The sequence below is a fragment of the Rhizobium sp. A22-96 genome (assembly GCF_053521805.1).
Genome location: NZ_JBNWDQ010000001.1, coordinates 175,323 through 198,169, shown reverse-complemented (window position 1 = coordinate 198,169; position 22,847 = coordinate 175,323). Strand labels below are relative to the sequence as shown.

The 22,847-nt window shown below is 59.2% G+C and carries 19 protein-coding genes and 1 riboswitch; of the genes, 11 read left to right on the top strand and 8 right to left on the bottom strand.

The window, feature by feature from the left end; translation table 11 throughout:
* Positions 1 to 152 precede the first annotated feature (152 nt).
* From atzF to ACQZ6F_RS00830, 7 genes are all read right to left on the bottom strand, one after another.
* Complete coding sequence (gene atzF, locus ACQZ6F_RS00860; RefSeq protein ID WP_449095338.1) at positions 153 to 1,964, bottom strand: allophanate hydrolase; 1,812 nt, start codon at positions 1,962 to 1,964, stop codon at positions 153 to 155.
* Positions 1,964 to 5,500, bottom strand: a complete 3,537-nt coding sequence (gene uca, locus ACQZ6F_RS00855; RefSeq protein ID WP_449095339.1) for an urea carboxylase — start codon at positions 5,498 to 5,500, stop codon at positions 1,964 to 1,966. The genes atzF and uca overlap by 1 nt, the downstream gene beginning before the upstream one ends.
* A 1-nt stretch (position 5,501) precedes the next feature.
* Positions 5,502 to 6,152 (bottom strand): urea amidolyase associated protein UAAP2, encoded by a 651-nt coding sequence (locus tag ACQZ6F_RS00850; RefSeq protein ID WP_449095340.1) that lies wholly within the window; start codon positions 6,150 to 6,152, stop codon positions 5,502 to 5,504.
* Positions 6,153 to 6,167: 15 nt separating this feature from the next.
* Positions 6,168 to 6,986: an urea amidolyase associated protein UAAP1 gene (locus ACQZ6F_RS00845; RefSeq protein ID WP_449095341.1), complete on the bottom strand. Its 819-nt coding sequence runs from the start codon at positions 6,984 to 6,986 to the stop codon at positions 6,168 to 6,170.
* Between the two features lie 2 nt (positions 6,987 to 6,988).
* Positions 6,989 to 7,810 (bottom strand): ABC transporter ATP-binding protein, encoded by an 822-nt coding sequence (locus ACQZ6F_RS00840; protein WP_449095342.1) that lies wholly within the window; start codon positions 7,808 to 7,810, stop codon positions 6,989 to 6,991.
* Positions 7,807 to 8,625, bottom strand: coding sequence for an ABC transporter permease (locus ACQZ6F_RS00835; RefSeq protein ID WP_449095343.1), 819 nt, complete (start codon positions 8,623 to 8,625; stop codon positions 7,807 to 7,809). The genes ACQZ6F_RS00840 and ACQZ6F_RS00835 overlap by 4 nt, the downstream gene beginning before the upstream one ends.
* Before the next feature lie 61 nt (positions 8,626 to 8,686).
* Positions 8,687 to 9,760 (bottom strand): putative urea ABC transporter substrate-binding protein, encoded by a 1,074-nt coding sequence (locus tag ACQZ6F_RS00830; protein ID WP_449095344.1) that lies wholly within the window; start codon positions 9,758 to 9,760, stop codon positions 8,687 to 8,689.
* Between the two features lie 75 nt (positions 9,761 to 9,835).
* Positions 9,836 to 9,951: riboswitch (guanidine-I (ykkC/yxkD leader) on the bottom strand.
* A 253-nt stretch (positions 9,952 to 10,204) separates the two neighbouring features.
* Here ACQZ6F_RS00830 and ACQZ6F_RS00825 point away from each other — a divergent pair.
* From ACQZ6F_RS00825 to ACQZ6F_RS00785, 9 genes are all read left to right on the top strand, one after another.
* Positions 10,205 to 10,591 carry a nuclear transport factor 2 family protein gene (locus ACQZ6F_RS00825; RefSeq protein WP_449095345.1) on the top strand — a complete coding sequence of 129 codons (387 nt, stop codon included), beginning with the start codon at positions 10,205 to 10,207 and terminating at the stop codon, positions 10,589 to 10,591.
* 152 nt (positions 10,592 to 10,743) lie between these two features.
* Complete coding sequence (locus ACQZ6F_RS00820; protein WP_449095346.1) at positions 10,744 to 12,390, top strand: acetolactate synthase large subunit; 1,647 nt, start codon at positions 10,744 to 10,746, stop codon at positions 12,388 to 12,390.
* A gap of 317 nt (positions 12,391 to 12,707) precedes the next feature.
* Entirely contained in the window at positions 12,708 to 13,238 is a 531-nt protein-coding gene (locus tag ACQZ6F_RS00815) for an AAA family ATPase (protein ID WP_449095347.1), read from the top strand.
* Positions 13,239 to 13,589: 351 nt separating this feature from the next.
* Positions 13,590 to 14,357 (top strand): glucose-1-phosphate cytidylyltransferase, encoded by a 768-nt coding sequence (gene rfbF, locus ACQZ6F_RS00810; protein ID WP_449095348.1) that lies wholly within the window; start codon positions 13,590 to 13,592, stop codon positions 14,355 to 14,357.
* Positions 14,354 to 15,436, top strand: a complete 1,083-nt coding sequence (gene rfbG / locus ACQZ6F_RS00805; protein ID WP_449095349.1) for a CDP-glucose 4,6-dehydratase — start codon at positions 14,354 to 14,356, stop codon at positions 15,434 to 15,436. Before rfbF ends, rfbG begins: the two co-directional genes overlap by 4 nt.
* A 4-nt stretch (positions 15,437 to 15,440) precedes the next feature.
* Positions 15,441 to 16,238 carry an aldolase/citrate lyase family protein gene (locus ACQZ6F_RS00800; RefSeq protein WP_449095350.1) on the top strand — a complete coding sequence of 266 codons (798 nt, stop codon included), beginning with the start codon at positions 15,441 to 15,443 and terminating at the stop codon, positions 16,236 to 16,238.
* A gap of 65 nt (positions 16,239 to 16,303) precedes the next feature.
* Positions 16,304 to 17,008 carry an SDR family oxidoreductase gene (locus tag ACQZ6F_RS00795; protein ID WP_449095351.1) on the top strand — a complete coding sequence of 235 codons (705 nt, stop codon included), beginning with the start codon at positions 16,304 to 16,306 and terminating at the stop codon, positions 17,006 to 17,008.
* Positions 16,992 to 18,086, top strand: a complete 1,095-nt coding sequence (locus ACQZ6F_RS00790; RefSeq protein ID WP_449095352.1) for a 3-dehydroquinate synthase — start codon at positions 16,992 to 16,994, stop codon at positions 18,084 to 18,086. Before ACQZ6F_RS00795 ends, ACQZ6F_RS00790 begins: the two co-directional genes overlap by 17 nt.
* A 54-nt stretch (positions 18,087 to 18,140) precedes the next feature.
* Positions 18,141 to 19,184 (top strand): NAD-dependent epimerase/dehydratase family protein, encoded by a 1,044-nt coding sequence (locus ACQZ6F_RS00785; RefSeq protein ID WP_449095353.1) that lies wholly within the window; start codon positions 18,141 to 18,143, stop codon positions 19,182 to 19,184.
* 14 nt (positions 19,185 to 19,198) lie between these two features.
* Here ACQZ6F_RS00785 and ACQZ6F_RS00780 read toward each other — a convergent pair whose 3' ends face one another.
* Positions 19,199 to 19,930: a glycosyltransferase gene (locus ACQZ6F_RS00780; protein ID WP_449095354.1), complete on the bottom strand. Its 732-nt coding sequence runs from the start codon at positions 19,928 to 19,930 to the stop codon at positions 19,199 to 19,201.
* A gap of 663 nt (positions 19,931 to 20,593) precedes the next feature.
* Here ACQZ6F_RS00780 and ACQZ6F_RS00775 point away from each other — a divergent pair.
* Together ACQZ6F_RS00775 and ACQZ6F_RS00770 are read left to right on the top strand one after the other, a co-directional pair.
* The gene (locus ACQZ6F_RS00775) at positions 20,594 to 22,408 is read left to right on the top strand and encodes a thiamine pyrophosphate-binding protein (protein WP_449095355.1); all 1,815 of its coding nucleotides are present in this window, start codon (positions 20,594 to 20,596) and stop codon (positions 22,406 to 22,408) included.
* A complete protein-coding gene (locus ACQZ6F_RS00770; RefSeq protein ID WP_449095356.1) occupies positions 22,405 to 22,845 on the top strand; it encodes a GtrA family protein in 441 nt (146 codons plus the stop codon). The genes ACQZ6F_RS00775 and ACQZ6F_RS00770 overlap by 4 nt, the downstream gene beginning before the upstream one ends.
* Positions 22,846 to 22,847 lie beyond the last annotated feature (2 nt).

Sequence of the window (22,847 nt, the reverse complement as noted above, 5' to 3'; positions counted from 1 at the left end):
GCTATCAGCGAAGATCTACTATGCGCATCATTTGTGCTTGATGATCGCGGCGGGTCGCCAGGTGCCGATCGCGGAAGTCCGGGCGATCAGGCCTTGGCAGATAAGTCGCGCTATCCTTGTCAACAATTTCCACATGCCGCTCTCTCCTCGACTCAGGCTGCCGGATTGGCGGCGTGAACGTAGTTCCGCCACCCGCCGAATTCGGTAATCTCCCGAGCGCCGGTGATGGCGTGGACCTCGCAGAGAAAACCAGAAATACCGCTTCCATCGTCGAGCGTGATCTTGCCCACGCCGAGGGGTGCCGGAATATTCTGGACGAAACGAGCGAATGCCGCAGGGGGGAGGGCCCAGACCTCGACCTCCACGCCCTTGCCCGCAAAACCCGGATCGCGCACCAGACCCGGCTTGGGTGGCGTGGTGTCAGGAAGCGCGAAGAGACGATAACTGCCGTCCGTCCGGCAAGTCTTCACTCGATATCCGCCCGGTCCGATCAGTTGGTGGTTGAGCGGCATGTCACTGAGATGCGCACCGACGACCACAATCGGCACGAAGTCGTCACTTGCTGGCGCTACGCGGCTTGCCTCGGGCAGCGCGGCGGTGCGGTCCTTGCCCATGCCCGCATTCAAGGCGCGGTGGATGGCGTCGGCGAAGGGAGCCAGAGCCTCGTCGGTGAAAGCGGGGCCGACAAGCATCACGCCGGCGGGCAGATGAGCGTTGGCGTCAAAGCCTGCGGGTATGGCGATCGCCGCGCAGTCGAGCAGATTGGCGAAATTGGTATAGCGGCCGAAATGGCCGTTCTTAACGATTGGATCCGCCTGCATTTCCTCCACAGTGTAGGTAGTGGGGGAGGTCGGCAGCATCAGGAAATCCACTTTCTCCCATTCTGCCTTCGTCCTTTGCCGCAAAGCTTCCAGCCTGTAACGGCCCTCGAAGGCGGCGACGGCGTCATAGGCCTTTGCTCCTTCGATGATGGTCCGCACCGTCGGGTCGAAATCACCGGCATTCGTCGCCAGAAAACCCTTCACCGCCGCCAGCCGCTCGGCGACCCACGGGCCGTTATAGAGCAATTCGGCAGCCTGCCTGAAAGGCGCATAGTCGAAGGGTACAATAGTGGCGCCCAGCGACTTCGCCCGCTCGATGGCGGCGTCATAGAGCGCCTCGACTTCCTTATTCCCATAGAACTCCCGTTCGGCGCCAACGAGCACGCCGATGCGTGGGCCTGACGATGGCAGGCTGGCCGGTACGGCATGGCGCGAAAACGGATCCCTGATGTCATAACCTTCCATGATCCGGCGCACGGCAATGCCGTCCCCGACCGTCGCTGAAAAGACGGTGACGACATCGACGCTGCGGCAGGCCGGCACCACCCCGACATTCGGCACCAACCCCGGCGTCGGCTTGATGCCCACGAGATTGTTGAACGCGGCTGGCACACGGCCCGAGCCCGCCGTGTCGGTGCCGAGCGAGAAGCTTGCCAATCCGCTTGCAACGGCAACGGCTGAGCCGGAGCTGGAGCCGCCGGAGACGTAGTTACGGTCGAAAACCGAGCGCGGTGCGCCATGCGGCGAGCGTGTGCCGTTGAGGCCGGTTGCGAATTGATCGAGGTTGGTCTTGCCGATGACGATGGCACCGGCCGCCTTCAGCCGTGCAACGACTGCCGCATCCTCTGCAGGGTGATAGGCAAAGGCCGGGCAACCGGCTGTTGTTGGCAGGCCGGCGACGTCGATATTGTCCTTCACTGCGAAAGGAATGCCCCAAAGCGGCAGGCTGTTGACTTCGGGTGCTTTTGCCAAAAGCTCGCGGGCTGCCGCGCGCAGATCATCGTCCGGTGTGATGGTGATGAAGATCGCCGGATCGTCCGATGCCTTAAGTCTGGCGATGATCTCCTCCACCAGATCGAGGGGCGAGAGACCTGCCGCATAGGCCGCTTTCAGCGAAGCGAAGTCGAGAATGGTGGGAAGCATCAGATTTCCTCCAGTATGACGAGCACATCGCCGGCTTTGACATTATGCCCCGGGCCGGCGCGCAGATCGCGGACGCGCCCGGCGGCGTGTGCCGTGACGTTGATTTCCATTTTCATGGATTCAATGATGGCCAATGTATCGCCGGCCGCAACCGGCTGGCCCTCTTCGACGAGTATTTTCCAGACGTTGCCGGGTACGGCACTTTCGATGCCGAAGCAGCCTTCGGGTATGTCGCCGCCCAATCCGGGACCGGAGCCTTCGTCGACCGTAAAGCTGTCGAGGCCGAGCTCCTTCCAGCGCTGGCGCTCCGCTTCGAAGGCCGCCTGTTGCCTGGACTTGAAAGCGCCGATTGTAACCGCGTCGCGGGCAAGTCCTGATTCATAGGCACCGTAGGAAAACTCGGTCTCCTCGATTTTGACCGGATAGCCGCCATGCGGGAAGGCGGCACGGGCCTCCGTCAGCTCCTCATGACTGACGGGAAAGAAACGAACCTGATCGAAGAAGTTCAGCAGCCATGGCTTGCCCTTGCCGAAGACCGGCGTCTGCCTCCAGCTATTCCAGACCTGAATGGTACGGCCGAAAAGCTGGTAGCCGCCCGGTCCCTCCATGCCATAGATGCACATATAGGCGCCGCCGATGCCGACGGCATTTTCCGGCGTCCATGTGCGGGCCGGATTGTACTTCGTCGTCACCAGTCGATGGCGCGGATCGACCGGGGTTGCGACCGGCGCGCCGAGATAGACATCCCCGAGGCCGAGCACCAGATAGCTGGCATCGAAGACGATGTCGCGCACGGCCTGCTCGTCGGGCAACCCGTTGATGCGGCGAATGAACTCGATATTGGACGGGCACCAGGGCGCGTTCGGGCGCACGAGTTCCTGATATTTGCGCATTGCGAGCTCGGCGTCCGGATCATTCCAGGAGAGCGGCAGATGAACGGTGCGGCTCGGGACCTTGACCTGCTGCGCGGCCGGCAGGCTTGCCTCGATCTCGGCCAGCAGACCCAGCAGACGCATTCGCGTGAGGGTGGTGCCGTCATAATGGATCTGCAGCGATCGGATGCCGGGTGTCAGGTCGATGATGCCGGGTAAACGGGCCTCGATGATCGGCTGCATCAGCAGGTGCACTCGCAGGCGCAGCGCGATGTCGAGGGTCATCGCGCCATATTCGACCAGCAGATTGTCGTCACCCTGGCGTCGATAGACGACGGGTACCGGGCCGCTCTCGCTTTGGCCGATGATTGCCGACCCCGCTTCATCGCCGATGCGCCGCACAACCGGACCGGCAATGGGATCCTGCACGCGTGCGGCCGGATGAAAGCGGATTTTGTCGCCGGGCTTGAACTGCCCCATCTTCCATTGCTCGTCGCGCGCAATGACGGCAGGGCAGACGAAACCGCCAAGGCTTGGGCCATCCGGGCCGAGAATGATCGGCATGTCGCCGGTAAAGTCGATGGCTCCCACAGCATAGGCATTGTCATGGAGATTGGAGGGATGAAGGCCTGCTTCGCCGCCATCGCTACGCGCCCATTTCGGTGCAGGGCCGATCAGACGCACGCCGGTGCGGGCGCTGTTGAAATGCACCTCGTATTCCGTCGAGAACAGCGCCTCGATATCGTCTTCCAGAAAGAAATCAGGCGCGCCATGCGGACCGTAGAGAACGCCGACCCGCCAGCTACGGCTCAGCGGTGCAGGAGTATCGGCTGCCTTGGTTCTCAACTGCGCTGCACGTGCCAGTCTCAGCACATGGCCGGTCTGGAGCGTGCCGGTGGCGTGCCCGCCGAATTTTCCAAGGCCGAATGTCGCTCTCGATCCGAGCATGACGGGGGCTGCAAACCCGCCCGCAACGGCAAGATAGGCGCGCTGGCCCGCGCCCTCTATCGCACCGATCGCAAGCGTCTGACCTGCCTTGATGCTGACGGCTTCGTCATGCGGCAGCGGTACGCCGTCGAGTTTCATCGGCATGCGTGCGCCTGCAAGCGCGATGGTGATGTCCGAGAAGATCCTGAGCACCGGTCCGGATACGGTGAGTTCCAGCGCCGCCGTCTCATCGGCGTTGCCGACGAGCCTGTTGGCATGGCGGAACGAGCGCTCGTCCATGGGGCCGCTCGGCGGCACGCCGACATGCCAGAGGCCGAGCCTGCCGGGCAGTTCCTGAATGCTCGACTGCGCACCCGGCGCCACCACCTCGATAATATCGGGCACGAAGACGAAATCCTTGAGCGCGGTCGTCGCCACATCGCCGCTCGAAAGCAGATCCGATCCCGCAATCGCCTTGAGGTATTCGAGATTGGTTTCGATGCCGGCGATGGAACTCTCGGCAAGCGCATGTTGCAGCTTCTCGATTGCGGCCGGCCGGTCTTCGGCCGCGACGATCACCTTCGCAAGCATGGGATCATAGAAGGGCGTGACTTCCGTGCCCGTTTCGATCCAGCCATCCACGCGCGCATTCGCCGGGAAGATAACTTCCGTCAACAGGCCCGCGCTCGGCCGGAAGCCGGCATGTGGCATCTCGGCATAGATGCGGGCTTCGATCGCAGCGCCGCTTGGCTTCAGATCCTCATTGCCCGATATCACATCCTCGCCGGCCGCTTGGCGGATCATCCATCCGACGAGGTCGATGCCGTAGACGGCCTCTGTGACCGGATGTTCGACCTGCAGGCGGGTATTGACCTCCAGAAAGTAGAATTCCTCGCGCAGCGGATCGTAGATGAATTCCACCGTCCCGGCGGATTGATAGCGTGCGGAGGTGCCGAGTGCCACGGCCGCGGCATGCAGGCGCTCTCGTACGGCCCGCGAAAGACCGGGGGCGGGGGTTTCCTCGATCACCTTCTGGTTCCGGCGCTGAAGCGAGCAGTCGCGCTCGCCAAGCGCGATCACCCGTCCTTCGCCGTCGCCGAAGATCTGTACCTCGACGTGCCGGGCCTTGGAGACGAAGCGCTCGAGAAAGACGCGCGCGTCGCCGAAGCTTGCCTTGGCGGTGCGCTGCACGCTTTCGAAGGCAGACTTCAGACTATCGGCATCTTCGCAAAGCTGCATGCCGATACCGCCGCCGCCCGCTGTCGATTTCAGCATGACTGGGTAATCGATCTCCATAGCGGCTGCGAGCGCGGCTGCGCTCGTCTCCACAAGACCGCTGCCGGGCAGCAGCGGCACGCCGCTCGCTCGCGCCAGCTCGCGCGCCGTGTGCTTCAGCCCGAAGGCGGCAATGTTTTCCGGCGTTGGGCCGATGAAGACGATGCCTTCCGCGGCCAACCGCTCGGCAAAGCCGATGTTCTCCGACAGGAAACCATAACCCGGGTGCACGGCTTCGGCGCCCGTTGCCTTGCAGGCGGCGATGACGGCCTCGACGTTGAGATAGCTCTCGGATGCCGGTGCGGGGCCTAGTCTTACGGCCTCATCGGCCATCAGCGATGCCCTGGAAAAGCGGTCGGCGTCCGAATAGACGACGACGGAGGCGATACCCATGCGTTTCAATGTCCGGATGATCCGAACTGCGATTTCGCCTCGGTTGGCGATCAATATCTTCTTGAACATCTCAGGCCTCACCATCCCAGACGAGAACCCGGATCGGCGTCGGATCGAAGCCGTTGCAGGGATTGTTGATCTGCGGGCAGTTGGAAATGACGAGCAGCACGTCCATCTCGGCTTTCAGCTCGACATAGTCTCCCGGCGCGGAAATGCCGTCGACGATCGTCATCTCACCTGATGGTTCGATCGGCACGTTCATGAAGAAATTGATGTTGGGCACGACATCGCGTTTGCCCATGCCGTGCCTGGAGACCTCCAGAACGAAATTGTCGCGGCAGGCATGCAGATATTTCGTGCCGTGGCCGAAGCGCACGGTATTGCTCTCGCAGGAGCATGCGCCGGCCGAGGTATCGTGGCGCCCGCAACTGTCGGCACTCATGGTCAGCATCACCCGTCCCTCATTGGAGACGATACGAGTCCCTGTGGTGATATAGGCTGCACCCTGCTCGCGCATGGTGTCCTGGCTGGAATAGCGCTCGGAGTGATCCTCGGCATTGTAGAACAGCGTATCGATTGCCTGCTGGCCGTAACTATCCTCGATGCGCAGGGTCTGGCCCTTGCGGATAATGGTCGAGAAGGGTGCCTCGGCAGTGATCGAGTAATCCTGCGCCGCGTTCTCGATTGTGCGGCTGGATGCGGTCTGGATGACAGTGGTCATGATATCGCTCCTCGATCAGATCGCCGCCAGCGCGTTGTTTTCAAAGCCGCGCATGGCTTCGGCGGTTGCCGTCCGGCAAAGGTCGTCGGCGCTTGGTTCGAGCGCGCCGATGCGGGTGACCGTGACCGGATTGGGCCGGTAGTCGGGGTTCGGATCGAGCGGATGTGGGCAATTGGAGAGGCCGACGATCATGTCCATCTCGGCGCGAAGCTCGATATAGTCGCCCTCATGCAGCAGGTCGGGTTTCCACACGAACTTGCCGTCCTGGTCGACGCGGACCGGAGCAAAGAGCGAAAGCGCTGCCGGGATATCCCGCCTGTCGAGCCCGGCCTTAGTGGCGAGCAGGACGAGGTTGTCGCGGGTGTTGCGCGTGCCCTCGCCATATTTCGCAAGGTTAGACGCGGCCGTGGAGCCGCCCATCAGGCAATCATGGGCGCCGGAGGAATCCTCCGTCACGGAAAACATCACACGTCCCATGTCGGAGAAGATCACCCGTCCTTTCGACAGGGCGGTGGTCCACTGCATCTTTACCGTATCGGGCAGGTTCAGTCGCTCGCTGGTATCCGACGCATTCCAGGCGACGAACGAGACGGTCGAGAAGCCTTGCTGCAGGGCGATGCGCAATGTCTCGCCGCTTTTGATCCGGGTCGACCAATACCAGCCACCGGGTATGATCTCTTGATGAACGACGCGGGCGGTGTTGATCGGCGGGGCGGGAAGGGGGCTTGGAGCCGGGAGGGCCTTCGGTGCGAATTCGAGGCCTTTCCTCTGGTGTTCCTCATAGCGCGCGCGATTGGCGGCGATTTCTTCCGGCGAACGTCTGATGTGCTGCATGACTAAATGTCTCCCAATGGTGCCAGGTCGTCCCGGCTATGCCCCAGGGAAGTGACCGGGCCGTCCCGGTCGGGGCTGAAGATCGAGGCTGCGCCAGCAATGCGCGGCGGCCAGATGGAAATGTCCTTGGTAATGGTTGCGCCGTAGCGCTCCTTTTCTTCCGGCCGGTCGCGGCGGCGCTCGAAGGCGACGACACGGGTGGCGAGCGTGAAAGCCTCGCGCATGTCATGGGTCACCATGACCACGGTCATCTGCGTTTCATGCCACAGCCGCTTCATCAGCATATGGATTTCGGCGCGAATGCCGGGATCGAGCGCGCCGAAGGGCTCGTCGAGCAGCAGCACCTTCGGCCGCATGATCAGCGCCTGGGCGAGCGCGAGGCGCTGCTGCATGCCGCCGGAAAGCTGGGCCGGGTACTTGTTCTCCGCGCCGGCAAGGCCGACCTCGGCGATCAATTGACGGGCTTCCTCGAGGGCGCTCCGGCGCGCCGCACCGAAGAGCCTCGCCTTGTAGCGCGAAGCGGTGAGCTCCTTGCCGAGGAGGACATTGCCAAGCACGGTCAGATGCGGGAAAACCGAGTAGCGTTGAAAGACCACCCCGCGATCGGCGCCCGGCTCTGACGGCAGCGCCACGCCGTCGAGAAGGATGTTGCCCCTGGTCGGTTGTTCCTGTCCCAAGAGCATGCGCAGGAAGGTCGACTTGCCGCAGCCGGAGGGGCCGACCAGCGCGACGAAGGCGCGGGAATCCACGGTCAGCGACACGTCCTCGAGCACGATCTGGTCGCCATATTCCTTCCAGACTTTTTCGATCCTGAGCTCGCTCATGCCTGCCTCTCCAATTCCGACCAGGGGAAGACGGCGATGCGGATGCGATCGAGCAGATAGTTCATGAGCACGGCGAGCAGCGTGATCCAGACGACATAGGGAAAGATCACGTCCATCGACAGATAGCGGCGGACGAGGAAGATGCGGTAGCCGAGGCCAGCATCCGAGGAGATCGCCTCGGCGGCGATGAGGAACAGCCAGGCCGGGCCGAGCTGCAATTTCAGACAGGTCATCAGCCGCGGCAAGATCTGCGGCAGCACGACACGAAGGGCGATCTGCCAGGAAGAGCCGCCGAGCGTTTCGGCCTTGACGATCTGCTCGCGCGGCAGCTCCAGAGCCTTCAGGGCCAGATCGCGGATCATCGTCGGCGTGACGCCGATGACGATCAGCGCGATCTTCGACGTCTCGCCCAGGCCCATGGCGATGAAGAGGATCGGCAGAAGCGCCAGGGGTGGCACCATCGAGATGACGGCGACGAAAGGCGAGAGCAGGGCCCTGAGATAGGGCAGCATGCCGATGAGCATGCCGATGCAAAGTGCGATCGCCGTTGATATGCCGAGGCCGGATAGCAGCCGCACCAGACTTGCCCCCGTATCCGACCACAGCAGATAGTCTCCCGTGCGCGGATCGGCGATGAAGGCCATGCGGTTGATGGCGTCGGCAAAGCCGGCGAGGCTGGGTAGCAGCTTGTCGTTGGCATTTACGGCAAGTCGTTCAGCCGAGCCGATGGTGTAGGCGATAATCAGCAGCGCGAAGGGCAGCAGCGTCAAGGCAAGCTGCGCGCCCGGGCTCGGCCTGGTATTGATCCAACGCATGGGAGTGCTCCGAAGATGAAGGAACGGGGCGGCGCCATCGCGCCGCCAGTGGGCCTTTTGCTCAGAGCGAACCGGCGGCGGCGGCCTTCATGTAGGTTTCGGTGAAGCGCAGCTTGATGTTGTTGCCATCGCCGAGAACCTTGTCGTCCGGCATTTCGATGCCGATGACATCGGCGGAGGCAGCGCCACTGCCGAGCAGGCCCTTCTGGAACAGGAAGTTGCGAACGAGATCCATCGTCTTGGGTAGGCTCGGCGATGCGGTGAAGGCAACGGCGTCAGCCGGCTTGTCGAAGAGCTTGGTGGCGGCAAGCTGCGCCTCGAAGCCCTTGAGATCGGTACCCGAAGCCGAGCCCATCGCCTCGCGGGCAGCCTTGCCTTCCGGCGTGTCGGCCTTCATCAGCGCTGCCGTTTCGTACCAGATGCCGGCGAGAGCCTTGCCGAAATTCGGATTGTCCTTCAGCACGCTGCTGTTGGCGACCATCAGATCGATGATTTCGCCGGGCACCTGCGAGCTGTCGAATACCTTCTTGGCGGTGGGGTCTTCCAGGATGGTCGAGACCAGCGGGTTCCAGGTGACGACGGCGGAGACATCCGGTGTCTTGTAGGCTGCGACCATGTCGGCATCCGAGGTGTTGACCACCTTCACGTCGCGTTCGGTCAGCTTGATGCTGTCGAGCGCGCGGGCGAGCAGGTAATGGGAGACGGAATATTGTACGAGATTGATGTTCTGGCCCTTGATGTCAGCAAGGCTGGTCTTGTCCTTGAGGATGACCGCGTCATTGCCGTTGGAAAAGTCGCCAACGATGACAGCGGTCGTGTCGACGCCGCCCGCTGCCGGGATCGAAAGTCCGTCCATGTTGGTGAGCGTCACGGCATCGAAGGCGCCTGCCGTGTACTGGTTCATCGACTCGACATAGTCGTTGAACTGGGTGACCTCGATGTTGATGCCGTATTTATCGGCCCATTTCTTGACGATGCCGTGGTCGGCGGCATAGCCCCAGGGCATCCAGCCGACATAGATCGACCAGGCCACCTTGAAGCTGGTCTTGGGTGCGGCGCTGGCAGCGGTGCCGAGGCCGAGAGCCAGCGACATCGAAATGGCGGTTACGGAAAGGATCTTCGAAAAAGTCTGCATTGAAATTCCCCTTTTGCTTTTCATCAAAAAGGGATCGGCAAAGACCATCGCGCCGCCAATCCCTTGGCTTACGAGGTCTCCCGGGCTTTTATCCCGCCGTGCACCCGGTGGGATTTCTCCCCCAACCGGTGGCAGCTCTCGGACCAGTCACGCCCCCTTACGGAAGCGCCGGAACCCTAGCCACCAACTCAGCAGATGAGAAGCAAGCAGCGTGCCAGACTGTAACGTATTGATTTTATTTGACTGCCTATTGACCCGGTGCCCGCTGAAAGCGAGGATGGGTCCAGTTGCGCGAAAATTATGCAGCCCATGATGAGCAAATCATCAGCGAAGTGCCGCAGGCGGGAGCCTGGGTTCCACCGCAGCCGCTGAGCTACAGACAGCAAGACATCGCCGTGTTCCAGAGTGAGTTTGGATTGCCGAAATCGTCAACGGGAGGCCAATATGGACGATCGAACCGTACGCGTGGCGTTGGAACGCCATTGGGATGCTTCCGATGCGAGCGATTTCGAAATCGAGCATGACATCTATCGCGAGGATGCAGTGCTCCACTATCCGCAATCAGGCGAGCGGATCCGCGGCAGGCGCAACATTCAGGAAAGCCGATTCCTCCAACCCAATAAAAAGCGCTTCACAGTGCAAAGGATTATCGGCAGCGGCGATTTCTGGGTTACCGAATTCGTGCTTTCATATGACGGCGTTCCATCCTACGCGGTAAGCATCATGGAATTCAGCGACGGACTGGTGATCAACGAAACACAATATTTCGCTGATCGCTTTGACGCCGCACCGTCGCGTGCCCATCTTGTTGATAGGGCAGGTGAGAGCTAACCGTCTTGGCTGCATCCGCAAAGGAGAATGCTGAGGGGCGGCTGAGAATGGTGCTCAACCCGACAGCGCGCTGGACGCTCGAAGGAGCCAGCCCCTAGCGTCCCCTTTGCCTCTCTCGTAGACTTCATTCAGGCAACAGCAGGACAATATCCATGACCAAAGGCTCCGATCTTTTAGTTGCGGCGCTGGAGAACGAAGGTGTCGACCGCATTTTCGGCATTCCCGGGGAGGAAAACCTTGATGTGGTTGAATCCATCCGCAAGTCGTCGATCGAACTGGTCCTCACGCGGCACGAACAGGCAGCGGCCTTCATGGCGGCAGCCTATGGCCGGCTGACGGGAAAGCCCGGCGTTTGCCTGGCGACGCTCGGGCCGGGCGCGCTCAACCTCTCGACGGGTGCCGCCTATGCGCTGCTGGGCGCCATGCCCATGGTGATGATCACCGGCCAGAAGGGAATTCTTTCTTCCCAGCAGGCGCGTTTTCAGGTGGTTGACGTCGTGGCGTCGATGAAACCGCTTACCAAGTCATCCCGGCAGATCGTGTCGCCGCTATTGATCCCGACCATGGTCAGGGAGGCATTCCGCATCGCAATGGAGGAGCGGCCCGGACCCGTGCATCTCGAGCTGCCGGAAGATATCGCAGCGGAAGAATGCCGCGAAGTACCGCTTATTGCTCCGCACCAGCTTGAACTGCCAACTGCAAGCGACGCGGCGCTGGACCGTGCTGCCGAGCTTATCATTGCGGCCAAGCGGCCGCTGCTGATGTTCGGCGCTGCCGCCTCGCGCCCGCGTTCGACGTCCGATATCGGCCAGTTCGTGATCCGCACTCGGATTCCATTCTTTACCACTCAGATGGGTAAGGGAACGGTCCCCGGTGGAACGGAGCTGTACATGGGAACCGCCGCTCTATCCGAGCGCGACTATGTCCACGAGGCTATAGGGCAGGCAGACCTTATCGTCACGATCGGCCACGACACGGTCGAGAAACCGCCATTCATCATGGGCAAGGGCGGCCCGAAAGTTGTCCATATCAGCTATCAGCCGGCGACGGTCGAGCAGGTTTACTTCCCGCAATTCGAGGTGATCGGCGATATCGGTCCGTCGCTCAGTGCGTTGGCGTATCGGCTCGAAGGCAAGTTGCCGAATGCCCAGGCTCTCGTTCATCTGCGCCAGCGCATTCTCGACCGTATTGGCGCAAGGGCGACCGAAGACCGGTTTACACCGCAGCGCATCGTCCACGACATCAGGGAAGTCATGCCGCATGACGGCATCCTGGCGCTCGACAATGGCATGTACAAGATCTGGTTCGCACGAAACTATCGGACGCAGATGGCCAACACGCTGCTGCTCGACAATGCTCTTGCAACCATGGGAGCGGGCCTGCCGTCGGCGCTCGTTGCATCGATGATTTATCCAAACCGGCGCGTTATGGCGGTCTGCGGCGATGGCGGCTTCATGATGAACTCGCAGGAGCTGGAAACCGCCGTGCGGCTGAAGCTGAACCTCGTTGTCCTCGTCATCGAGGATAACGCCTATGGAATGATCCGCTGGAAACAGGCCATCGACAAGTTCCCGGACTTCGGAATGACGTTCGGCAATCCCGACTTTGTAAAATATGCAGAATCATACGGCGCCAAGGGCACCAGGGTCGATGATATCGGCCAATTCAAACAGACCCTCGAAAAGGCATTCTCGGACGGAGGCGTCCATCTGGTGAATATCCCGGTCGATTATTCCGAGAACGAGCGCGTGCTGGTGAACGAGCTTCGCGAACGCCTCCCGATGATATTGGAGGACTGAACGATTGTTCAGCACGCCAGCCTGCCGCCAGGACGTGGAGCCTATAGGCATATGCTGCTGGTGAAGCCTGGCGTAGTTTGGCACTTGGAGTTCAGGAGGTCGTCGGCGGGCCGATGGATAGTTCCATAACATAGATTATCTGATCTTTGTTTGTAGTCGGGTACATTCTATTTCCAAGTGCGACATGCCACAGACCAAGCGCGACCGCCCTCGCCGAACAGCACGAACCGGTCGTATCGGAGCGCCAGAAATCCACGTGTCATTCACACTTTATATATACGCGCCAAGAAAAGTGCTGTTCATCCATCGAGGACAAAATGGGCGTCAGAAACTATCTGGTCGAAGGCATATCCGGATCGGGCAAGACTTCGGTCGCCACCGAGCTGCAACGGCGCGGTTACCATGTGATCCACGGTGACCGTGAATTGGCCTATCAGGGCGATCCCGAAACAGGCGAACCTTTGGACGGGTCAGCGCATGAACAAGACATTCCGGATGTGGCCTTTGCGCATAGGCATCACATTTGGGATCTCGGCAAGGTGAGATCCCTCTTGGCCGATCAAAGCCACCCGATCTCCTTCTTCTGCGGCGGCTCAAGGAACTTCCATCACTTTATCGATCGGTTTGACGATGTTTTCGTTCTCGAGATTGATTTGCATACATTAAATACCCGGCTTGCCAGCAGGCCCGCAGACGAATTCGGCGGAAAACCGGCCGAACGAGAATTGGTGATGCGACTGCATGCGACGAAGGAAGACATTCCCAGAAACGCCGCGACCATCGATGCCACAGCACCGCTCGACCGCGTTGTCGACGATATTCTGATGAGGTGCGCAGAGGCCAACTAGGAGCTCACGCACCCTGGGCCAATTTCTTGCTGAGAGCGCCAAAGTCAGCTGACGCGATCAACCTGCCCGCGCCTTCCATACAACCTTAGAGAGTGCGTCAGATCCAGGGCTGCGCTTCGAATCCCAAGGGATTACATGGCTCATTTACGTGCGGAGCAAGCCCCCAAGACTTTGGCCAAAACCCGGTTCCTGGCTCCCTGCCCTGACGATGCCGTTGACTCTCACTCTGATGAAAAGTAGTAAGACTCCGCGTTAAATTAACCCGTGCTAATGGCATAAGGCACGATATTTGTGGCATTTATCGATCCAAATGTGATCGACGTGGATTGAGTGCTGATGTCAGTAAATCGCATGCAGACAGTGATTTTGGCGGGTGGACTTGGGACAAGAATTTCCGAGGAATCCGCCCTTCGCCCTAAACCGATGATCGAAGTTGGCGGGCGGCCGATCCTCTGGCACATCATGAAGATATATTCGTCCCATGGGTTGAACGACTTCATCGTCTGCTGTGGCTACAAGGGCTATATGATCAAGGAGTATTTTGCGAATTACTTCCTTCATATGTCTGACGTGACGATCGACATGGAGAACAATGTCGTAGAAGTTCATGCCAAGAAGGCCGAGCCTTGGCGCATTACACTGGTAGATACCGGTGAAGCGACGATGACCGGCGGACGCCTGAAGCGAATCGCCCCCTATCTCACCGGCGATTTCTGCATGACCTACGGCGACGGCGTCGGCTCTGTGGACATCACGAAATTGGTCGAATTCCACAAGGACCATGGAAAGCTTGCAACCATGACCGCGGTCCAACCGCCAGGTCGCTTCGGTTCGCTCAACATCCAAGGTACTGCCGTAACATCGTTTCTGGAAAAGCCCGTTGGTGACGGGGGCTGGATCAATGGTGGCTTTTTCGTCCTGTCGCCCGATGTGATCAACCGCATTTCCGGCGATGAGACTACCTGGGAGCGGGAACCCCTGGAGGGGCTGGCTCGCGACGGCGAGCTCAGGGCTCATTTCCACGATGGTTTCTGGCAGCCGATGGACACGCTGCGCGACAAAAACAATCTTGAGGAAATGTGGCAGAGCAAGAAAGCTCCGTGGAAAATCTGGCAATGATTGATTCCACATTCTGGCGGGGAAAACGTGTTTTCCTGACGGGGCACACCGGCTTCAAGGGAAGCTGGCTATCCCTTTGGCTACAAGAGCTTGGCGCAGTGGTGACCGGCTTCTCCCTGGAAGCGCCAACAAAGCCGAGCCTATTTGAAGCGGCCAATGTCAGCGCCGACATGACATCCGTGATCGGCGATGTTCGCGATGCGCAGGCGCTGTCGGACGCCGTCGCGCGCAGCAAGCCGGAAATCGTTATTCATATGGCGGCTCAGCCGCTCGTTCGCTATTCCTATGATCATCCGGTTGAAACCTATTCGACCAATGTCATGGGACTTGTGAACCTTTTCGAAGCAGTGCGTAGGTCACCCGGCATCCGCTCCGTGGTCAACGTGACGTCCGACAAGTGCTACGAAAATCGCGAATGGCCCTGGGGTTATCGCGAGCAGGAAGCCATGGGCGGGTATGACCCCTATTCATCGAGCAAGGGTTGCGCCGAGCTGATAACCGCTGCCTACCGCCGCTCCTATTTCAACACCGATACCTATGCGCAGCACGGCATTGCTCTGGGCAGCGCGCGCGCGGGAAATGTTATCGGCGGCGGAGACTGGGCGCTCGATCGCCTGATCCCGGATATCATGCGGGCAATTTCCGGCAACAGGACGGTGGTGATCCGCAACCCGCACGCCATTCGGCCTTGGCAGCATGTGCTGGAACCATTATCCGGCTACCTTTTGTTGGCCGAACGCCTTTACAAGGACGGCCCGGCTTTTGCGGATGGCTGGAATTTCGGCCCGTCCGATGACGATGCAAAGCCCGTTCAGTGGATCGTCGAGCACCTCACCAAGGCGTGGGGAGAAGGTGCTTCCTGGGAGCTGGATTCCGTTCAGGGCCCACATGAAGCCACATTCTTGAAGCTTGACTGTTCGAAGGCAAGAGCGTCGCTTGGCTGGTCGCCTGCCTGGCGGCTGAGCGATACGCTCGACAGAATCATCCAATGGTATAGAGCCTCCGTTCAGGGGCAGGACATGCGTTCGACCACCATTTCTCAGATCAAACAGTATCAACAGGCTCTTAGGGAGATTTAAGACAATGAACAATTGCGAACGCGAGATGCTCGATCTCTTGAAGTCGCTGCGCCAAGACTTTGGAGCGGTTTCGGTCAAGGCAGAGTTCGAAGCTGAAGGCACGCGAACCGACGAATTGCTTCGCCTCATCGATCTGGCTCGCCGTGCGGACCTCAAGGTCGGCTTGAAAATCGGCGGCTGCGAAGCCGTGCGCGACCTCATCGAATCCAAGCAGTTCGGCGTCGAATACATCATCGCACCGATGGTCGAAACGCCTTACGCTCTGAAGAAGTTCATTGAAGCTAAGAACAAGGTCTATACCGACGAGCAGAAGCAGGACACGAGCTTCCTGTTCAACATCGAGACGATCACGGCGTTCAACAATCTGGAAGGCCTTGTTAAGACGGCAAAGGGCACAGACGGCGTCCAGGGCGGCGTTTTCGGCCGCGTCGACTTCGCTGGATCGAACGATATGCCCCGTTCGTCCATCAATGAATCCGGTGTTACGGACTATGTCATCAAGTCTGCTGAAGCACTGAAGGCTGCTAATCTGGAGCTGGTTGTCGGCGGCGCAGTCGCCATCGAATCTCTGCCGGAACTGAAGAAGATCTACGCGGTGCATCTGACCCGCTTCGAGACCCGCAAGGTCATCTTCCAGGGCGCGGCTCTCGACAATCCGAATATGGCTCGGGGCCTTGAGAAGACCGTCTATTTCGAACTGCTCTGGCTGAAGAACAAGCGCGACTACTACGGCTCGATCCAGATCGAAGACGCACCGCGCATCAAGATGCTCGAAGACCGTTGGTCCCAGCTGGCCAAGTAATCCAAGACACGGGTAGAAATGAGAGCCTCGCCTCACGGCGAGGCTGAAAACGGGGGCAAACCGGCGTGAGCTATACGATCGCGATCTTTGGTGCGAGCGGCGCAATCGGCCGGTCCCTTTGCAACTGGCACCTCGAAAGACAATGTTCGGTCGTGGGCATAGCCAGACATATAGATGCCGACGCCGACCCACGCATCCATTGGGTAAAATGGGATCCGTGCCATGAGCCTATGCCGGACGCCAAGCTTGGCCTGGCGCCGCTTGATGCGGTCATCTGGGCTCAAGGTATGAACCTCAACGACAATGCCCGCAGCTTCGACGTCGAACTGCACAGGCGCGTCTACGACGCCAACGTCGTTTACATACTTGCCAGCCTGAAGGCGCTCCTCGATAGCGACCTCCTCAGCAAAACGGCCCGACTGGTGGTCATCAGCTCGATTTGGCAAAACATAGCAAGATCGAACAAACTTACCTATGGTGTCACCAAGTCGGCGTTGCTCGGCCTCGTTCAATCCTTGAGCCTCGATCTCGGTGCCGAGGGCAAACTGGTGAATGCCGTTCTGCCGGGAGCTCTGGATACGCCCATGACCCGCGCAAACCTTTCCGCCGAGCAGATTGGCCGGCTGGAAGGCATGACGCCTCTCGGATCCCTCCCCGCTCTTTCGGATGTCTGCAATCTAGCAGGCTTTCTGTGCTCACCCGAGAATACTGGCGTCACGGGCCAGTTCATTGCCGCCGATAGAGGTTTCTCGCATGCCAAAATTCTTTGATATCTCGTCGTCGACCGGGCGCTATACTGTCGAGGTTGGCACCGGCCTGCTGACCCGCACCCTCGAAAACAATCCAAATTCCATCATTATCTGCGACCGCAACCTGTCCGGCCACCTGCCGGCGACAGCCGTCGATCCCATCTTTATCGAAGCGGTCGAGTCCAACAAATCGCTTGAAGCAATCCCCGGCGTCATCGTCGCCCTGCGGCAGCGCAACGCCAATAGAAATACGCACCTCGTGGTCATCGGTGGCGGCATCATCCAGGATATCTCGACCCTGGCGGCGTCCATTTATATGCGCGGCATCAGCTGGACCTATCTGCCGTCCACCGTGCTGGGCATGGTCGATTCATGCATCGGCGGCAAATCATCGATCAATGTCGGCGGCTACAAGAACCTCGTCGGCAATTTCTACCCGCCCCGCGACATTCTGATCGACACGGCGTTCATCGACAGCCTGGATGCGGAGATGGTGGTAGGCGGCCTCTATGAGGCGGCCAAGATCTGCTACGCCCGCAGCTTTGAGGATTTCAACGAATATCTCGGCAACAATCCCGGTTATCCATTGACCGAAGCCAACGCCGAAGCCGTGATCCTGAAATCGCTCACGACGAAGAAGTGGTTCATCGAAACCGACGAATTCGATAATCGGGAGCGGCTGCTTCTGAATTTCGGCCACACGTTTGGGCACGCGATGGAAGCGGCGACGAATTTCGGCGTATCGCATGGGATCGCAGTCGGCGTGGGAATGCTGATCGCCATCAACTATGCCACCCGCCGGGGAGAAATGGACGCCGTTGGCATCGAGCGGACCCAGCAGCTTGCGAAACATGTCAAATCGATGCTCGGTCATGGTGAAGGATCGGTCGTCCCCAATCCTCCGGTGATACCGATCGACATCGTTCTGGAGAAATTCAGCCACGACAAGAAGCATCGCACCGATGGTTACAGAGTGGTGATCCCAAGAACCGATGGCGCCCTCGAACTGGTGTCGCAACCCCGCAGCGACGAGGTGCATTCCGATATTGCCCTCTCCTATCGCGAGACGCTGAAGGACATCGGCTGGAGCTTCACCTGAACTGGCACTTGCTTGCCCTTCTGTTCTCTTAGTTTTGAAGCTGGATCGCCTCTGATGAATTGGAATCTCGAACGTGACCTCGAAGACGTCTTTGCGCAGACGACTGCGATCTGGCCTCAGCTTCGCGGCGCCCGAATTTTTCTGACCGGTGGTACGGGCTTTATAGGATGCTGGCTGCTCGAAAGCGCGCGTTATGCCAACGACAAGCTGGACCTCGATCTCCACATAACAATATTGACGAGGAGCGCTTCGGCCTTCGCTGAAAAGGCACCTCATCTTGCCGGCTATCCGGCCTTTACCTTTGTTGAGGGTGACGTCGCGAATTTTGCCTCGCCAGAAGGCTCATTCACGCATGTGATCCACGCCGCAACGGATGCGAGCGCCGACCTCAACGAAAACGATCCCAGGAAAATGTTCGACACGGTGGTGTCGGGAACGCGCCGCGCGCTGGACCTAGCCGTTGAAAAAGCTGCTTCGCGCGTGCTGTTTCTGAGTTCAGGCGCAGTCTACGGGTTGCAGCCCTGGGACGTGACGCATGTTCGCGAGGATTGGACTGGGGCGCCGGATTGCACCAATCCACGCAATGCCTATGCCGAAGGCAAGCGCGCGGCAGAAATGCTATGCGCGATCTACGGCAAGCAATTCGGCCTCGAAATCGTCAATGCGCGCATATTCGCGTTGCTCGGGCCTTATATATCGCTCGGCATACATTTCGCTGCCGGCAATTTCATTCGCGATGCGATGGATGGCAGGCCGATCGTCGTAAAGGGCAACGGCATGCCTTGCCGCTCCTACCTCTATGCCAGCGACCTGACGGTCTGGCTGTGGCACATGCTTGTCAGAGGCGATGCGGGCAAATCCTACAACACCGGCTCGGATGAAACGATCTCCATCCGCGATCTCGCCGAACGGGTGGCGACCGTGATCGGAAACGGTGAATTCACCATCCTGGGTGCCGAGGACAAAGGGTGGAATCACGGTCGCTACGTTCCGGATACCGGCCTTGCCAAGGCGGAACTGGGCTTGGAAAGGACTGTATCGCTGGACGAGGCCATCCTCAGGACAGCATCATGGAATGGCTGGAAGCCGGCGCCATAACGGCCATTGTTTGCCTATCGCTTGCGCGGTGGGCGAAACGTATACCGGGATAGATAGCGCAATAGGCTCTGAAGATGCCAACGACGGAAGCGCCAGCTTTTGTGGCTTGCGCGCTGGGCGTCATGAATGACCTTTTCCGACGGCGACAGAACCACCTTGCGGCCGCTCTTCCACACGCGCGCACAGATGTCGACATCTTCGTAGTAGAGGAAGAATGCCTCATCGAAACCGCCGAGGTTTTTATAGTCGGTGGATCGAAACAGCATGAACATGCCGGCAATCCAATCCGGCTCGATATCCGCCTGCCCGAACTCGACCGGATAGCGCCCATCCGCTCGTCCCGCGAGCTTTGCCATCAGCGAGAAAATCGTTGGGAAATGTCGGGCGCTGTCTTCGGTTCGGCCGCCAGACGTGACGACAAGAGGCGCAACGACCGCTGCCTCATGCTTCTTCTCAAGCACGGACAGAAGCTGCGGGAAAGGGTCTTCAAAGAACAGAACGTCCGGGTTCAGAACGCAGAAGAACTCTGTTTCACACTGTCGGAATGCCGCATTGTGGTTCGCCCCGAAGCCGTGAGGCTCATCATTGCGCATGACGAGGATTTTCTCCGATACCGGCAAGGCAAGCGGTTCGGGGATGTTCAAAGTAAGGATGATCTTCTGCACATCTTGAAAGGACAGCGCCTGAGAGAGCAGGCGCTCCACCATCGCACCATGCCCATGACTGACGATCGATATCGTTATCATTCTTCTCTTGCTTCCATTCCCTGAACCGGACCGAGCAGATGCGATAAGCGCCGTTTTACTCGAAAGCAATATCCAAGCCGCAGCGAGCGTCGACTTGCGTCGTTCACGATCAACACTGGACACGTGGAAACGGGCAACATCGCGCCACATTTGCATGGCAGCGTTTCAAAGTTCGCGAGAGCGGGCGGCGACGGGGATGTGGGGAAGCTGGTGATCGGACCGTGGATGGCGTTGAGACGTCGACACAGCCTGGGGCGCTCGACCTGCGTCATCATCCCCTCGCCCTATCGCAGAGATCTATGGGAAGCGACGATGCACAGGGTGGTCAGTATATTTTCGACCATGTATAGGCTTGGTGGAGGCCGCGATTTAAACGATCCACCACACCGTGCGCTCCCTCAAAAAACATCCGGTGGCTTCAATGCTCGTCGGGGTCAAACTCTTCATCTAGGCAGGGAACGCGCGCTGTACCCCTTTGTCGATTCCAGGGCGGATCGATGAAGCTGAAATTAATGGTGCCACCCCGCATATCTCGGCCTGATTTGGCGCAAAAGCGCAGGGAAACCAGCCTTGCAAGCGCGGAATTGCACTTATATAAGTTCGGCGTGTTGGATAGAACAATGTGCCGCATGAGCCTATGGAACGGATTCAAGAATGACTAAAATGAAATTGTCGAATTGGGTTGCTGAGTTTTTGGTGGCCCATGGGGTCAGGCACGCTTTCATGGTCACAGGCGGCGGTGCGATGCACCTCAACCATTCCATTGGCACGCACAAGGACATCGAGTGCGTTTTCAACCATCACGAACAAGCATGCACGATGGCGGCCGAGGCATACTACCGCCTGACGAATCGACTGCCGGTCGTGAACGTTACATCCGGCCCGGGCGGCACGAATGCGATCACCGGCGTTTATGGCGCCTATGTCGATTCGATCGGAATGCTGGTGATTTCCGGCCAGGTGAAGATCGAGACCACGGTCCGCTACACCGGCCTTCCCCTGCGCCAGTATGGCGACCAGGAACTCGACATCGAGGAACTTGTCCGTCCGATCACCAAATACGTTCACATGGTAACGGACCCGAAAACCATCCGCTATCATCTGGAAAAGGCTCTCTATATCGCGACGTCGGGACGGCCCGGCCCTTGCTGGCTTGATATTCCGCTGGATGTCCAAGCCGCCCAGATCGAGGTCGACGACCTCCAGGGCTTCGATCCGAGCGAACTGGACGAGCCGTGGAAGAAAACAGACTTGAACAAGGCTGCTGTCGAGGTGCTGGAAAAGCTGGCGACAGCGAAGCGTCCCGTCATTTTTGCCGGTGGCGGCGTGCGCCTCAGCGGACAGCATGAAGCGTTCATTCGCCTTGTTGAAAAGCTCGGTATTCCGGTCGTCACTGGCTGGAATGCACACGATGTCATCTGGAACGAGCATCCGCTTTATAGCGGGCGCCCGGGTACGATCGGCGATCGCGCCGGAAATTTCACAGTGCAGAATTCCGATCTGCTTATCGTGCTGGGTAGCCGCCTGAACATTCGACAGGTCAGCTACAACTGGAAGACCTTTGCGCGCGAGGCCTATAAGATCTGGGTCGAGATCGACGAAAACGAATTGAAGAAGCCGACCGTCATACCGAACATGCCGATCCTGGCGAGCCTTACCGACTTCATCCCCGTTCTGACAAAGGTGGCTGAGGAGACGTATAGCGGCCCGACGGCCGGCCAGAAAGAATGGCTTGACTGGTGCAAGGAGCGGCAGAAGCGCTTCCCGGTCGTTAAGCCGGAATATTGGACCAACCAGCTCGTCAATCCCTATTGCTTCATGGAAAAGCTTTTCGAGCAGCTGGAAGAAGAAGAGATCGTCGTCACGGGCAACGGCAGCGCCTGCGTCACCAGCTTCCAGGCAGCCTATCTCAAGCCGGGACAGCGCCTCTGGACGAACTCTGGCTGTGCGACGATGGGATATGATCTGCCGGCCGCAATCGGCGTCAACAAGGCATCTGGCGGAAAGCGCGTCATCTGCCTCGCCGGCGATGGCTCCATCATGATGAATTTGCAGGAGCTGCAGACGATCGCCGGCAGCGATCTGCCGGTCAAGATATTCCTTCTCAACAATAACGGCTATGTCTCGATCTTTCAGACGCATCGCAATTTCTTCGGCGGCGTCGAAGTTGGCGGCGGCCCGAAGAGCGGCGTCAGCTTCCCGAATTTCGAACCGGTCGTTAAAGCCTTCGGTTTTCCGTTCATCCGCGCGTCGCGTCATGACGAACTTGAAGAGGCAATCAGAAAGACCCTCGAGATCGACGGCCCAGCTGTTTGTGAAATCATGATCGACGAGCATCAGGCATTCGCACCGAAACTTGGCGCGAAGCAGCATCCGGATGGACGCATCACCTCCCCTGCCCTTGAAGATCTCTCCCCATTCCTGAGCCGCGAAGAACTCAAGGAAAACATGATCATCGAACTGCTGGAGGATCAGTGAGCGTGGCGCTGGCGAGCTCGGCTACGGATATTCTAAGGCTTGCGCGTCAGCATGAGACGAAGATCCGCTTTATTGTAGCCGGCGGCCTGAATACATTATTCGGGTTGGCGGCTTTTCCCGTGCTGATGTGGACGCTTGCGTCCATCTCTATGCACTATCTGATCGTATTGACGATCGCCCAGGTCCTGAGCATCTCCTTTTCGTTCATCACCAACAAGTTCCTAGTGTTCCGAACAAGCGGCAACTATCTCGCCGAGTTCGGAAAATTCATCACTTTCCACGCAGCCTATTTCATCGCCAATCTCGTAGCGCTTCCGATCATGGTCGAGCTGCTTGGTGTACCGCCGATTTGGGGCCAATTCGGATTCGCGGCTGCCGTGATTGTTTCCAGCTATTTCTGGCACAGCCGGATTACCTTTCAACGCAGGGGTTCTTGAAC

What these genes read in the sequence shown, in the direction of transcription:
- atzF (WP_449095338.1), bottom strand. Translation starts at nt 1,964, where the DNA reads ATGCTTCCCACCATTCTCGACTTCGCTTCGCTGAAAGCGGCCTATGCG.
- uca (WP_449095339.1), bottom strand. Translation starts at nt 5,500, where the DNA reads ATGTTCAAGAAGATATTGATCGCCAACCGAGGCGAAATCGCAGTTCGG.
- ACQZ6F_RS00850 (WP_449095340.1), bottom strand. Translation starts at nt 6,152, where the DNA reads ATGACCACTGTCATCCAGACCGCATCCAGCCGCACAATCGAGAACGCG.
- ACQZ6F_RS00845 (WP_449095341.1), bottom strand. Translation starts at nt 6,986, where the DNA reads ATGCAGCACATCAGACGTTCGCCGGAAGAAATCGCCGCCAATCGCGCG.
- ACQZ6F_RS00840 (WP_449095342.1), bottom strand. Translation starts at nt 7,810, where the DNA reads ATGAGCGAGCTCAGGATCGAAAAAGTCTGGAAGGAATATGGCGACCAG.
- ACQZ6F_RS00835 (WP_449095343.1), bottom strand. Translation starts at nt 8,625, where the DNA reads ATGCGTTGGATCAATACCAGGCCGAGCCCGGGCGCGCAGCTTGCCTTG.
- ACQZ6F_RS00830 (WP_449095344.1), bottom strand. Translation starts at nt 9,760, where the DNA reads ATGCAGACTTTTTCGAAGATCCTTTCCGTAACCGCCATTTCGATGTCG.
- ACQZ6F_RS00825 (WP_449095345.1), top strand. Translation starts at nt 10,205, where the DNA reads ATGGACGATCGAACCGTACGCGTGGCGTTGGAACGCCATTGGGATGCT.
- ACQZ6F_RS00820 (WP_449095346.1), top strand. Translation starts at nt 10,744, where the DNA reads ATGACCAAAGGCTCCGATCTTTTAGTTGCGGCGCTGGAGAACGAAGGT.
- ACQZ6F_RS00815 (WP_449095347.1), top strand. Translation starts at nt 12,708, where the DNA reads ATGGGCGTCAGAAACTATCTGGTCGAAGGCATATCCGGATCGGGCAAG.
- rfbF (WP_449095348.1), top strand. Translation starts at nt 13,590, where the DNA reads ATGCAGACAGTGATTTTGGCGGGTGGACTTGGGACAAGAATTTCCGAG.
- rfbG (WP_449095349.1), top strand. Translation starts at nt 14,354, where the DNA reads ATGATTGATTCCACATTCTGGCGGGGAAAACGTGTTTTCCTGACGGGG.
- ACQZ6F_RS00800 (WP_449095350.1), top strand. Translation starts at nt 15,441, where the DNA reads ATGAACAATTGCGAACGCGAGATGCTCGATCTCTTGAAGTCGCTGCGC.
- ACQZ6F_RS00790 (WP_449095352.1), top strand. Translation starts at nt 16,992, where the DNA reads ATGCCAAAATTCTTTGATATCTCGTCGTCGACCGGGCGCTATACTGTC.
- ACQZ6F_RS00785 (WP_449095353.1), top strand. Translation starts at nt 18,141, where the DNA reads ATGAATTGGAATCTCGAACGTGACCTCGAAGACGTCTTTGCGCAGACG.
- ACQZ6F_RS00780 (WP_449095354.1), bottom strand. Translation starts at nt 19,930, where the DNA reads ATGATAACGATATCGATCGTCAGTCATGGGCATGGTGCGATGGTGGAG.
- ACQZ6F_RS00775 (WP_449095355.1), top strand. Translation starts at nt 20,594, where the DNA reads ATGAAATTGTCGAATTGGGTTGCTGAGTTTTTGGTGGCCCATGGGGTC.